Origin of the sequence: Haloechinothrix salitolerans, from assembly GCF_042662605.1 — a bacterium.
GTDB lineage: Bacteria > Actinomycetota > Actinomycetes > Mycobacteriales > Pseudonocardiaceae > Haloechinothrix_A > Haloechinothrix_A salitolerans.
Genome location: NZ_JBHSXX010000001.1, coordinates 5,829,008 through 5,841,744, shown reverse-complemented (window position 1 = coordinate 5,841,744; position 12,737 = coordinate 5,829,008). Strand labels below are relative to the sequence as shown.

At 65.2% G+C, this 12,737-nt stretch carries 13 protein-coding genes and 1 pseudogene; 1 reads left to right on the top strand and 13 read right to left on the bottom strand.

The window, feature by feature from the left end:
- Positions 1–122: 122 nt before the first annotated feature.
- The 5 genes from ACFQGD_RS27910 to ACFQGD_RS27890 are packed head-to-tail and all read right to left on the bottom strand — an operon-like array spanning position 123 to position 3,852.
- Positions 123–1,073: an S-4TM family putative pore-forming effector gene (locus ACFQGD_RS27910; protein ID WP_345401485.1), complete on the bottom strand. Its 951-nt coding sequence runs from the start codon at positions 1,071–1,073 to the stop codon at positions 123–125.
- Positions 1,070–1,936, bottom strand: coding sequence for a CBASS oligonucleotide cyclase (locus ACFQGD_RS27905; protein ID WP_345401488.1), 867 nt, complete (start codon positions 1,934–1,936; stop codon positions 1,070–1,072). Before ACFQGD_RS27905 ends, ACFQGD_RS27910 begins: the two co-directional genes overlap by 4 nt.
- A 20-nt stretch (positions 1,937–1,956) precedes the next feature.
- The gene (locus ACFQGD_RS27900; protein WP_345401491.1) at positions 1,957–2,460 is read right to left on the bottom strand and encodes a hypothetical protein; all 504 of its coding nucleotides are present in this window, start codon (positions 2,458–2,460) and stop codon (positions 1,957–1,959) included.
- On the bottom strand, positions 2,457–2,936 hold the full coding sequence (locus ACFQGD_RS27895; RefSeq protein WP_345401494.1) for a hypothetical protein: 480 nt from the start codon (positions 2,934–2,936) through the stop codon (positions 2,457–2,459). Before ACFQGD_RS27895 ends, ACFQGD_RS27900 begins: the two co-directional genes overlap by 4 nt.
- Entirely contained in the window at positions 2,923–3,852 is a 930-nt protein-coding gene (locus ACFQGD_RS27890) for an AAA family ATPase (protein WP_345401497.1), read from the bottom strand. The genes ACFQGD_RS27895 and ACFQGD_RS27890 overlap by 14 nt, the downstream gene beginning before the upstream one ends.
- Before the next feature lie 228 nt (positions 3,853–4,080).
- Here ACFQGD_RS27890 and ACFQGD_RS27885 point away from each other — a divergent pair, with 228 nt between their 5' ends.
- Positions 4,081–5,190 (top strand): helix-turn-helix domain-containing protein, encoded by a 1,110-nt coding sequence (locus ACFQGD_RS27885; RefSeq protein ID WP_345401500.1) that lies wholly within the window; start codon positions 4,081–4,083, stop codon positions 5,188–5,190.
- 116 nt (positions 5,191–5,306) lie between these two features.
- Here the strand turns inward: ACFQGD_RS27885 and ACFQGD_RS27880 are convergent.
- The 8 genes and pseudogenes from ACFQGD_RS27880 to ACFQGD_RS27845 form a co-directional block, all read right to left on the bottom strand.
- A pseudogene (locus ACFQGD_RS27880) lies at positions 5,307–5,627 on the bottom strand (transposase); the annotation flags it as partial.
- A 664-nt stretch (positions 5,628–6,291) separates the two neighbouring features.
- Positions 6,292–7,716, bottom strand: coding sequence for a tyrosine-type recombinase/integrase (locus ACFQGD_RS27875; protein ID WP_345401503.1), 1,425 nt, complete (start codon positions 7,714–7,716; stop codon positions 6,292–6,294).
- Complete coding sequence (locus ACFQGD_RS27870; RefSeq protein ID WP_345401506.1) at positions 7,713–7,928, bottom strand: helix-turn-helix domain-containing protein; 216 nt, start codon at positions 7,926–7,928, stop codon at positions 7,713–7,715. Before ACFQGD_RS27870 ends, ACFQGD_RS27875 begins: the two co-directional genes overlap by 4 nt.
- A gap of 116 nt (positions 7,929–8,044) precedes the next feature.
- Positions 8,045–9,013, bottom strand: a complete 969-nt coding sequence (locus ACFQGD_RS27865; protein ID WP_345401509.1) for a DNA-methyltransferase — start codon at positions 9,011–9,013, stop codon at positions 8,045–8,047.
- A complete protein-coding gene (locus ACFQGD_RS27860) occupies positions 9,010–9,330 on the bottom strand; it encodes a hypothetical protein (RefSeq protein ID WP_345401512.1) in 321 nt (106 codons plus the stop codon). The genes ACFQGD_RS27865 and ACFQGD_RS27860 overlap by 4 nt, the downstream gene beginning before the upstream one ends.
- Positions 9,330–10,523, bottom strand: a complete 1,194-nt coding sequence (locus ACFQGD_RS27855; RefSeq protein WP_390183684.1) for a DNA-methyltransferase — start codon at positions 10,521–10,523, stop codon at positions 9,330–9,332. The genes ACFQGD_RS27860 and ACFQGD_RS27855 overlap by 1 nt, the downstream gene beginning before the upstream one ends.
- 38 nt (positions 10,524–10,561) lie before the next feature.
- A complete protein-coding gene (locus ACFQGD_RS27850; protein ID WP_345401518.1) occupies positions 10,562–11,428 on the bottom strand; it encodes a DNA methyltransferase in 867 nt (288 codons plus the stop codon).
- Between the two features lie 22 nt (positions 11,429–11,450).
- Complete coding sequence (locus ACFQGD_RS27845) at positions 11,451–12,365, bottom strand: hypothetical protein (RefSeq protein ID WP_345401521.1); 915 nt, start codon at positions 12,363–12,365, stop codon at positions 11,451–11,453.
- Positions 12,366–12,737: the final 372 nt, after the last annotated feature.

Here is a 12,737-nt window from a genome sequence, read left to right as displayed (position 1 = left end):
AGCGCGGCCTGCGCGCTGATGGTCGACCGAGCTTCGCACCCAAATTTGCCTAATTGCCGGTTGCTCCGGCAGGCCGTGCCCGCAAATTAGGAAGCTCGCGTAGTCCGCACACGGCGTCGGACTCACTCTGCGAGACGTTGGCGGTGGCCCTCTGCCGTGTCCGCGAAATCGCGTTCGTCTGCTGTTCTGAATTTACGGTAGAACCATTCAGGGACTCGGGTCGGGTCGAGGCGGGTGCGTAGGATTCCGCCCTGGATATCCCGTGCGACGGATTGCAGTCGCTGGTATTCGGTGTCAGTGATCGGTCCTGGCCGGGCGCGGCGGAGTTCTGTGGTGACGGTTTTGATGAGTTGTTCACGTTCAGTGGCGACGCGTTGTTGGCCGATCCAGACGTCATGGGCCATCTGGTAGGCAGCCAGGGAGGGGACGAAGAATCCGAGCAGGACCTCGGCGATGGAGGCGTTTGCGACGGTCATGCCGATGGTCAGTCCGAGCACACTCCATACGACGGCTGCGCTGACGACTGCGCCGCTGTATCGGCGTCGTAGGCGGGTGTCCCAGGCGAGGTTTTGTTCCTGGGCGATGAGCACGTCGTAGGGGTGGTGGACACCACCGGTGGGGTCGTACCAGCCGTTGACGATGCGTTGGTCCTTGGCGCTACCCGGCTGGAGTTTGCGCACGAGTCGGTGGATGTCTGGGGCGGGAACTGGGTCGCCCGCGATCGTGGGGTGCCAGGGGAGGTGGAACAGGGCTGTGTCGAACATTTCTTGGAGGAGCGCACCTTGGCGCGCTGTGGATGCCGCCCAGTTCCGGAGGAGGAAGACGGCGACGAGGAACCAGGCCAGGCCGACGATGGCCAGGACGGGGCGCCCGAAGCCGGTGAGGGTGGCGGCGACGCCGGCGAGGGCGAGCAGGACCGCCATCGAGGTCCGGACCGCCTCGATGAGTTGTCCACGCTGGTGGCTCGCGGCAGCGGCTCGCTGGAGACGGAGCATGTCCTCGCCCAGTTGCCGCTCGTGGATCGGACGGGCGGGCACTCCACGTGGCGGATTCGGGGTGGTGGGGCAGGTCATGGCCGCGTCATCCGGTCGCCGAAGAGCTTCTTCCACCCGTCGTAGGCGGCCCGTTCCTGGCCGTTGTCTTCGAGGTCCACGGCGTGCTCGGCGATAGCCTGGGCGGACCGCAGCGCGTCGGCCGCGACCTGCTTCTGGGTAGTGGTCATGACCGTGTTGACGTCCCCGCCGAGGCCGGCCGGGTCGTCCCAGGCGTTGTCGAGTCGCTCCGCAGCGGTGGCGAGGAAGAGCACGATCTCGTCCTGGTACCGACCGAACGGTGTCTTGATTAGGTCCATGGCCATGACCTCGAGCAGGAAGGAGGGCGAGACGGGCTCGCCGAGTTCCCGGTTAATCCCCTTGATCATCTTGACGAAGGGGACGTACTTGCCGCCGCAGTCGGTGTTCTTGGCGGTGCTGAGCTCGTGGTGGCGCTTGGGGTTGGTGGCGAGCCAGTCTCCGGCGTCAGGGTTGGGAATGAAGTAGCCGCCGCTGGCGCGTTTGAACGCAGGGACGACGTCGAGCGACATCACCTCGTCGTCGGAGCCGTAGGGGATGACGATGGCCATGCCATCGCGGTAGGCGTCGCTCCACCGTTGCTGCAGCAGGTCGAGGAGCGCGTTGAGGACCTGGATGGGGGCCTGCTGGCGGTAGGCGGCTTGGGGACCGTCGGCGGCGATGACGACGAAGATGTCGACGTCCTTGAGCTTCTTGGTCTTGGTTTCCCGGCGATAGCTGCCGGTAAGGAAGTCGTCCTCGAGTTCCCAATGCTTCCGGACGTAGTCGCGGATGGCGTGGTGGCGGTTGGCGGCGAGGTTTTGCTCGGTCTGGGTGATCTCAAGGTTGGACTTGAGATTGGCGAAGGCGTCGTCGATGTAGCCCATGGTGTTGTCCTTGCTAGAGGTTAGCCGTGGAGGTAACGCATGCCTGCGGAGGCGTGCGGGCCGCCGGCGAGGGTGCCGAACGTGATGCCGCGCAGCCCCGTGGTGCTGGCCCGGGTACCCGGTTTCCAGCCTGGTTGTGGACTGTGCGAGCCGTTGAAGGTGCAGAACAGGCGGTAGGTGGTGCCGACCGGCACGCGGTCGAGCTTGGCAAGAAAGCGGGCGAGTCGTGCGCGGGAGGCGGTGAACTCGACGTTCCCGGCGCCTGTGGTGGTGTAGTTGACCGGCAACTCGATGACGGGGTCAACGGCACCCGAAGGGCGGTGGCATTCCAGCACCACCGTCGCGAGCGAGCCCTCTTCGATCCAAGCCTTGATCGCGTTCTCGTTCGTCTCCCAGTTCTGGTGGAACCGATTCATGGTGATGCCGAGGTCGGCGAGGATGTCGCCGATTGACCCGAGAATCACCTCGGTGAGGTGCGTGGCGGTGTGCGTGCGGGTGTAGGCGTAGGTGGACGTCGAGGTCATCGCCTGGTCACCACCTTGCGGAGCGCATCGGTGTCGATCAGTGCTCCGGCCGACGCCGACCGTGACAGTTCTGCGGGTGGCGCGGCGTCAGACAGGTTGTGGTGGTCGGCGACGACCTCGCTGATCACAGCCTGCAGCGGCGGAGGACTCGGCAGGTAGATCGTGAAGTTCTCGGCCTTGGCGGCGCCTGGGATGGGGTTGAGGTTCTCCTCGTGGGTCAACGCTGGCTTCCCGTAGGTCGTGGTGATCTCGCAGTGTGCGGCACCGGCGATCAGGGTCAGCGGGTGGCGGTCAAGGTGCCCACCGGCGATCAGCATGCGTCCGGCCGACGCGGCGGCCTGCATGGCCGCTTCGGCCTCGTCGCGCGCGAGAGCCGACGAGGTGGCGATGGTGTCGGCGACCAGTTGGGTGACGACTGTCCAGGTCTCGCTCGCGCCGCGCAGTGGGGACGCGGCGATCTGCCTACGCCGCAACATCGGAATCCTCCTCCGCATCCTCGACACTCGATCGGGACTCGCGAGTGGCCTGGACGGCGGCACGTGCGGCGGCGGTCAGGTCGAACTCGGTGAGCTGGCCGGGGTCGAGCACGGCCTCCAGCCGCTGGCACAGGGCCTCGAAAACGACCTTTCGCGCCCGGCGGCCGTCCAACCCCTCGGCATGCGCAGCGACCTCCGCGAGGCGGGGTGAGGCCGCGAGGTCACGCAGGGCTGGTGTGAGTTCCCCGAGTGCCTCGAGGGTCTGGCGGATGATGAGCTGGAGCGCGTCGGCCCCGGGGAGCGGCACGTGGATCGCGGCATCCGTCCGCGACAGGAAGGCCTCATCGAGCGCGCTAGTGAAGTTGCTCGTGGCTACGAACAACAGGTGCGGGTAGCGCACCGCGTTGTGGTCAAGGGCGGTTAGGACCGCGTCAGTGGCCCGGTGGACATCAGCCGGGTTGGCGGCGAGCGACGCGGCCGACCGGGCGACCGCCATCGATTCGACCTCGTCGAGCACGACCACGGTCGGCGTACCGTCGGACGCGAGTGCCGGCACATGGTCGGCGAGTAGTTCGTGCACGCGCTGCTGGGACTGACCGTGCTCGGCACTCATCAGCCCGTGCGGGTTGACCTCGATGCGCCGAACCCGGCGCCCGCCGATGAAGGGGGCCAGTTCGGCTGGCAGGCCCATGGCGAGTGTGGTCTTTCCGGTGCCAGGCGGACCGTAGAGCGTGCACAAGCCGTGCAACGCAGTCGCCGCGAACGGCAACACCGGACGCACCCGCAGGGCGAGTAGGCTGTGATGCAGCAGCCGCTCCTTCACGTCGCTCGGCACCACAATCCCGTCCCACAGGCTCGGATCGTCACCGTCTGCCGAGACCACCTTGTCAGAGACCACGCACTCCTGGACTTTCATCTGTAGCATCCCTCCACGAAAACTACCTCAAATTTCGACATATATTTCTCTAGTTCTGGTAGAATACACGACGTCTACGCCACCGAACTGCAACACATCCGAGTGAGCTTCTCGACACACCTAGCTCCAGCCGGCGCCTCGACAACCAAGGCACACCTAAGATGCGACCGGGTACCAGGATTAGGGGCTGTTCCTCCTGCTCAGAGTGGGGTGACGAAGGTGAGCGACGTGAGCCACGTTGAGCTGGATGCCGCCGACATTGCGGCCTTGTTCGACCGAAACCGGTTGCGCATAGCGCGGGAACTTCGAGGACTCACCCAGGTGGAACTCGCACGTGAGACCGGCTCGGTAACGTCGGCATCCGTCAGCCAGTTCGAGAACGGACACACGAGACCGTCTGGTGCCACTTTGCGTCGACTGTCCGTAGCACTTCGGGTACCCCTGAGCTTCTTCGCGGCTCCCGCACGACCTCCCCAGCCCGGAGGAGCCACTGGGTTCTTCCGCAGCTTGCGTTCGACTTCCCCCCGGGATCGACACCAGGCGCTGGCCTACGTACAGCTGGCCAGAGAACTTGCCCTCGAAGTTGAGAAGTTCGTTGCTCTCCCCGAACTGGACCTGCCTCGAGTCCAGCCGCCTGTCACAGAAGAGACGGACAGCGCTGAAATCGAGACCCTTGCTCAAGAAACACGCAAGCATTGGGGAATTCCCCCGGGGCCGATCAACGACGTTATCCGCACCGTGGAACGGCACGGAATCATCACGGTCCGCTTCCTCGTGGGCCTCGAGAAGGTTGATGCATTTAGCGTAAACTTTCCCGACCGACCAATCATCGCGCTCAGTGCAGATAAGAATTCGCGTGACAGGTCCCGATTCGATGCTGCGCATGAGCTTGGACATCTGGTTATGCACGGCAACGAGCAAGCGGGAACTAAACAGACTGAAGACCAAGCACACGCTTTTGCCTCTGCATTTCTTATGCCAGCTGATGACATTAGAGATGAACTGCCCTCGCGCGCCGACTGGCCGACGCTTCTCTACCTAAAGGAAAAGTGGCATGCGTCGATCGCGTCTCTCATTGTTCGCGCAAGACGCCTGAACGTGATGGATGAAAAAGCCTACACCCAAGCCTGGAAGGCACTGTCAGCACGCGGGTGGAGGAAGAAGGAACCAGGAAACCTTGGCAAGCCCGAAGCCCCGGTCCTACTGCGACGAGCACTTGACGTCGCCGAAGAATACGGCATTCTCTTCACAAAGATCCTTGAGCAGGGCGGGCTGCCCGAGAACGACATCCGAATAATTCTTGACCGACCGGAAGATCGACCTCGAGTCGAAATATAAGTCGTCTAGCGTGGAGTTCTCTTAGCGAGGTTTTCCGTGAAGTGAGAGTTTGTCCCAGCGACTCATACGCGCCCGTCCCCGGAAAGGCGTTCGTAATACCGGGTCCAAGATGAGACAAGGATGCTGGTCGGGTGCGGCACCGCCCCGTCCAGCCCGATCCGGCAGAATCGTCTCCACGTGATCGAATCGCTGACCTCGCGGCACAGCGACTCGTAGCCCAGCCGGTAGCGGAACTTCAGAAACATCAACCGCAGATACATCTCCATCGGCGTCGACGGCCGCCCGATCCGCGGATCGAAGTACGGTACGAACGGAGCGAAGAACGCCGGATCGTCCAGAAGTTCATCGACACGTTCCAGCTCGGCCGGCAGTCGGAGACACGCCTCCGGCAGCACCGACTCCCACAACGCTGGCTGATCACCTACAGTGCGAAACACGATGGCCTCGATCCCTTCTCGCCCAAGGGGTCGAGGCCATCCTCTCGCTCAACGCGCCCCATCCGGCGCACCGCCACGCGGCGACTTTTTCAGGTCGAAGTAGCTAAGCTGCGGTTTTTCAGATAGGTGGTCTGCAAAACATTCTCGATGAGCAACGGGCTATTACGAGCGTGCGCTGCGCTGCCTGCTGCCTGTCGGATGTTCGCCGACCCGGCGCTGCTCGTGATCGCCGCCGCGCAACCATTAGGAGCACAAGCTACTTGCCGGGGCCGACGAACAAGATCAACCCCCACCATCCGCCGAACGAACCATCGGCACCCTCAACAGTGCTCAAGTTCGAGCAGGCGGACTTTGAGAACTGACTGCAGCTCTCACTGTGATGCGACGCTTACAACATACCGTTGCATTCGACATGAGCTGCGCGAAATTCTGACTCGGAGCATGCCTGGCGCGTTTCGCGTTGGCAAACCGTGCAACCAATTCCACCGCATCGACTGCTGCGAATGGGAATGCCGAAGCCGGTGAGCCCATCGTAAGTGATCACTATTGCGCGGATCAGCGTGAATCGGCGTGGCCAGATCGCCCATTCTCTCGCAAAGAGGGATGCGGGAGGCTGCGTTGCTGAGGCGCGACGCGCCAGAAGGTCCTTCGATGCCTGAGATTTTCAGCTGCTGCCGGATCGTTCGGTGACGCCGTTCACTCCGGCTCGCGCGGTGTTTTCCTCGGCGCGTCGCCGGGCGGCGGTTGTCATCGCCGTTTGGATGAGGTTAGCGACTAGTTCGGCCGCTGGGCGGTCGTGGCCGGTGGAGGGGTGGGTGTAGATCTGGTAGGTGACATTGGGATTGGCGTGGCCGACGCGGTCGCTGAGGATCTTGACGTCGACGCCGGAGTCGAGCGCTAGCGTGGAGTATGAGTGCCTGACGTCGTGCAGCCGGATGCGGCGCACGCCGGCCTTGTCGACGAGTCGGTTGAACGTGTCGGTGATGGTGGCGGGATGCAGGGGTCGTCCGTCTGGCCAGCACATGAGCTTGCCGCTGTCGACGTAATCGTCGCCGAAGCTTTCGCGTTCGGTGTCGAGCATCTCGAGGTGCATGGTCAGGGCTGCGACGGTGAAGGAGTCGAGGGAGATTTCCCGCTCGCCGGCATCTGACTTGCCGTCCTCCTCTTCAACTGCGCCATCAACGACGACGCGGGTGTCGTCGATGACCAAGATTTTGCGGGTGAGGTCGAGTCCGGCACGGTCGGCTCCAGCGAGCTCGGAGCGACGCATGCCGGTGGTGGCGGCCAGCACCCACATGCCGGCGAAGCGGTCTTGCAAGGCGACGTCGAGCCAGCTGGCGACTTCGTCTACGGTCCAAGGCTGGGGACGGTTCCTGCGTCGCGAGGTACGCGGCACCTTGGCGTGCTCGGTCGGGTTGAAGTCCAGGTACTGCCAGGCCATCGCATCAGCCAGGGCTCGGTGCAGCATCCGGTGAATGTTTTTGACGGACTTCGGGGACAGGCCGGGTGAGTGCTGGGTCGGGACGCGTCCGCGGCGGTAGCGCGTCACGGCGGAGCGTGCCGCATGGATCGACGTTCCGCAGTGTGCGCTGATCTCTTTCGGGGTGGGACCCAGGCCGTTGCGGAGGTGTTGGTGCTCGCTCCAGTACTCGTACATCGCGGTGTTGTTGTCCGCTTTGATACGTCCGGATTCGAGCAGGCGGAGATAGAAGGCGTTGAGCAGTGGAACCGAAACGTCGCGCAGCTTGCGGCCACCGAACGTCGGCCGGATGTAGGCCTCGACGTTGGTTCGATAGTTGGAGTACGTGCTGGGTTTGAGGCTGTGCTTGACCGAGCTGAGCCATTCGGTGAGGAACTCGTGGACGGTTCGGCCGGACGGCTTGACGCAGCGGCCGCTGTTGAACTGGGCCTGCCTGGCGAGGGCGGACTCCCACGCCTCATCGTCGGTGTCGAATCCGCCCTGGTAGAAGCAGCGCTCGCGTTTGCCGGTCACGATATCGGGCTCGGTGGATATGACATAGGCCCACTTCCGGCCCCGGGGGTATACCGAGATGCCGGGCACCTGGCGGCGTTTCGCCCTGGTCATCATGCCGCCACGTCTTCGGGACCTTCGACGATGTCGCGCAGCCGTGCAGTGACGACGTACACCCGCCCACCCAGCCGCCGGGTGGGCAGGTCTCCGGCAGCTGCGTAGCGATAGGCCGAGGCTCGGCCGATGCCCAGGAACCGGGCTGCGCGCTCAACAGAGATGAGCGGCGGTAGCTCATCGAGTCGCTCTTGTTTCTGGTGGTGGGGAGTCATCGTGTCCTGCCCTCCTCGTGGTGACGTCGGGCCCCGGCCCCAAGTTGCGGGCCCGGAAGAATAGCGCCGGCAGGGCGGATACGGAGGCCCCAAACGGGTGATTCGGACGCGGATGGTCATGCCGTATCCGCTTCCTGTCCGATCCGACGAATTGCGATCTCGTGATAGTCGGGGTTGATGTCGATGCCGGTGAACGTGCGCCCCAGGTGGCGGGCGGCCACGCCGGTGGTGCCTGCGCCGCTGAATGGGTCGAGCACATGCCCTCCAGGTGGACAGCCGGCGGCGATGCACCGCTTCGGGATTTCCAGCGGTGAGGGTGCCGGATGGCCGGTGCGGCTGCGATCGGGTGGGATGGTCCAGACGTTGCCGGGGTTACGCCCGCGACCACTGTCGGCTCCGGCGCGGGACCACCTTCCTGTGGCGGTGTTTGGTTTGTTGCCGCCGCGGTGGGCTCGTCGGGACAGTGCCCGGTCGCCCCTATAGGGCTGGCGGATCGTGTCGAGGTTGAAGTAGTAGTCAGACTGCGTGACGAACAGGAAAATCGTTTCGTGGCAGCATGCCAGGCGGTCCCGTACCGAGGTCGGTGAGGCGTTCGGCTTGTGCCAGACAATCGCGGAGCGAAGGATCCATCCGCCTTCTTGAAGAACGAGTCCCACACGCCAGGGCATCCCGAGAAGGTTCTTGTGCGGGACATCGGCACGCGGGCGATACCGGGGTTGCCCTGGTAGTCCGGGCGTTGTGCACCGGTAGCCGTCGGAGTTGGTGGAGTAGCTGTCGCTGAGGTTGAGCCAGACTGTGGCGCGCGGGGTCAACACCCGGCGCGCGCCGGCCAAGACTCGCCGCAACCCTTCGACGTACAGCTCGGCGGTCTCTTCTTGGCCGATCTGCTCGGAGACATCGGTGTCGGTGGCGCTCGCGCTGTAGTTGCGCAGGCGCCAGTAGGGCGGGCTAGTCACGAGGCAGTCCACTGAGGCGTCCGGGAGTTCAGCGATGCTCGCTTCCGCGTGGCCGGTGTAGAGCGTGGCACCATCGCCGTGGTAGTACAGCACCGTGCGCGAGGTCAGACCGGTAATGGATAAGCTCATGCCGCCCTCCCCCAGACAGCTCTTGTGGCCACACGAGCGCGGGCGAGGTAGGTGGGTGAGATGTCGATGCCGACGAAGCGGCGCGCGAGAACTCGCGCGGCGACGCCCGAGTTGCCACCGAGTGCTGGCGGTGTCTGACGGTAGGCAGCCTTGTCGAAGATCGGGGCGCGTGTGGTCGCGAGGTGGATGATGTATTCGAGCGCGCGGTCGGCGCGGGAGTTGTGGGGTTCGCAGGCGCCGGACCGAATGGCACGATCCAGCGATGCCTCCTGCCTGCATGGCCTGGTGTCTAAAAGATCATCCAACGATCGAGACATTACGCAGCTTCACCTTGTGCAGCGTTGGAGTATCGGACATCGACGGTTCTTTGGCTGTGTTGTAACAGCCGCCGTTTACCGATGTCGTTGAACTGTGGGTTGAGGTCGATGCCGATATAGGAGTGGCCGAGTTGCAGCGCGGCGAGTCCGGTGGTGGCGGCGCCCGAGAATGGGTCGAGCACGGTTCCGTTCGGGGGGCATCCGGCGGCGATACAGCGTAGCGGGATGTCGACGGGGTACGGGGCGAAGTGAGCGGCTTTCAGCGGGCGCGTCGGGATGTTCCATACGTCGCCGGGATTCTTCCCGCGTGGATGGAAGGAGTCATGTCGTCGGCCGGTCGGGCGTACGGAGTCACCGTGTCGTCGCGTGATGGCGTCCGTGTGGGTGTACTTGGCTCCGTAGCGAGACTGGCCGCGGCGGCGCGCGGTGGAGTCGACGCCGGCGTGGCGGCCTTTGACACCGCCGATGACGATGTTCTCGTCGAGCGCTTCGGGGCGGGTCAAGGGTTCTCGGAGCGCGTCCAGGTCGAAGTAGTATTTCTGCTGCTGTACCAGCAGGAAGATCATCTCGTAGCGAGTGGACAACCGGTCGCGCACCGACTCGGGCATGGCGTTGGGCTTGGCCCAGATGATGCAGTTGCGGAGGATCCAGCCGTCGCGTTGCAGCGCGAACGCCACCCGCCAGGGCATGCCGACGAGGTTCTTGCGAGGAAGAGACCGAGTACGGTCAATGTCGGCCTTGTGGACGGATTCGCGTAACGGTCCGGCCGCGCCCCGACCGGAGAGGCTGCTTGCCCGCATCGGGTTCTGAGTGCGGCCGGGCGGCTCGGCCGAGTAGCAGTCGCCGATGTTGAGCCAGACGGTCCCGGTGGCCGCCACGGTACGGCGGAGTTGGCCGAAGACTGCGCGCAGACTGGCGATGTAGCTGTCCGGGTCGGGTTCGAGCCCGATTTGCTGATCGTGTCGCCGCGCACCACACCGGCGGCACTGCGGTGGGTGTCCGCTGCGATGCGCGGCCTCGATCACCGTGTGCGGGCAGTTGGGATCGCCTCCTCTCCAGGTTGCTGTCCCATAGTCACGAAGTCGCCAATACGGCGGCGAGGTGACTACGCAGTCAGCAGACGCCGCAGGAAGCTGCGACAGCACCTCGACAGCGTCACCGGTATAGAGCGCGAGTCGGTCTGCGACGTGCACCGGCTCAGTTGTGGCTGATCCGTGGCTGGTTCGGGGTGTCACGCTGCCCACCTCGGCTCGTCGGTGGATTGCATGGGAAACCGCTGTGTGTTGGCAACTGCCGCCGTGGTCGGAACCGTGAACATGGCGATGTCGACGTGGGCGGGCCAGATGAGCGGTCGACGGTGATATTTGCGCTGGGCTATTGCTGCCGTTGCCAGCGGCGCCTGTGCGTGGCTGATGATCTCGCCATGGTCGAGGCGACCGGTCAGCGCGACGCAGCGCTCGGTGGGGAGCAGCCCGACTGAGGCCCCGGCGTCGAGAGTCAGGCGGAGGAGACCTGCGGGCGTACCGTCGGTTCGCGCGGCCGGGACGACGATTGCGATTCGCGCTCCGGGGCGCATCAGCGGTCGGGTGTTCTCCAGGAGCGCGCGCAGCTTCGCGCCGGCGGTGGTCAGGGTGTTGTCCGGCGGGTGGGTGCGTACTGAGGTGAGCGCGAGGTCGATCTGGCCCGTCAGTCCGGCCGCTCGTGAGGCGCGCAGGGCATGGTCGCCGGCTGCTGCCACGAACGCCATCCCGCCGACACCAGCCGCGTAGCGGACGGCGTTGATGTTGGCGGTCGCCAGTGTCCGCCAACGTCGGTGTTCTGTGACGCCGATCGCGCTGCGACCGTCGCGCAATGCCTCGGCGAGGACCGTGCCGGCGCCGCAGTCCGGGTCGAGGACGATGCCGCGCGGCGGGCAGTAGGCTTCGATCGCGCGCTCGGCGACCGCTGGTGGTACGCGGTCGGTGTCGGCGGCGGTGTCGATGTGATAGCCGCGGTCGATCAAGTCGGTGGCGGGTTCGTGCTGGCCGGTGGCCCAGACCGACTGCGGCCCACAGGGGGTCTTGTGCTGGCTGGCGTGGCGGTTGTGGCGCGTGCCCATCGGTGGCTTCCTCTCGCTGCCGTTACGGCCGTCGTTCGAAGATCAAGAGGTCGTGGTGGGAGCGGATGTGGCGCGTGGCGCGCCACTCCACGTCCGGCGGGCGGGGTGGTATTCCCCTGTCGGGATCACGGTCAAGCAGGACGATGTGGTCTACCCACACGAGACCACGGTTGCGGATGGTGAGCACGATGTGCGCTGAGGGGTCGCGCAGCTCTCCTCGGTCGATGTCACTGTGCGTGATGATGGCGAGGATGCCGCTTCCGCGCAGCAGTGCCGACCAGTCACGTGCGGCGAGCCAGGCGTGGTCGTGGGGGTTGGCTACCGTCACGATCAGATCGAAGGATCCTGTGACCGCCTGATCGTCGTGTGTGAGGCTGAGAGCCGGATCCGGAGGCCGGCCACGGTGGGGTTGGACGTCGCGTGGCCGCTGGCCGACACGTGGGTCGCCGGGGGAGCCGTGCGGGCCGGTGGGATGGGCGGCGAGCGTTGTCTGCGCGCTGCGGCCGAGCCGGGAGATGGCCCAGTTGGTGTCGAGCACGTCGAGGTATGGATCGGGTCGGTCCCGGCGGTCGCTGGTCGTCCAGCGCGGTGGGCGCCGAGTCCGCGGGGGCGGCGGCGCGATTAGCAGGACCCGGTGCCCCGGCTCGGTGTAGCTGGTGACGAGTCGCAAAACCGCACGTTCGAGCCACTCGGGCCCCGCCTGGGCGGCCTCCGCCGTGGCCTGGCAATCTCGGCTGCCGCACGGCCAGACGCTGGCCACCCGTGGGTGCCGTCGTCTCCGGCGCCACCCCGAGACACCGCGTGGGGCGCGCCGGGCGGGCGCGCGCCGCCACCCGTCTTCCCGCGTACGGTCGGTGTCACCGTCGGCGGGGTGGCTCGCTTCGGCACGTGGCCGCGCCTTCGCTGCTGGGTGTCGGTACCGCTGTCGTCGCGACATGCCGGTCTCCTCGGGCTTCCTCGGCAACACTGCCTTCACCGCAAGAGACCGGATCCGTGGGCTGTTTCTCTCACCGACGCCGCAAAAATTGCGCTCACACAAAACATGGTGTCGCTCACCGGTGAATGAGCGAGTGCTAGGTGGAGTCGGTCTTTTCCGCCTGGGGTTGTCGACGTTCAATACCGGGCCGGTGGCACTGCGGCGCGCCGTTTCCTGCGCGGGTGCGGGCGACAACGTCGCGACAACGTGGCGCCAACGGGGTGACAACATCGCTGGTTGCGGACGCCTGACCCGAGGCGATCGGGTCGCCGAGGAAGCTGAGGCTCTGCAGCGGCTCCATGTTGAGAGGTCATGGAGAAACAAAACTCCACC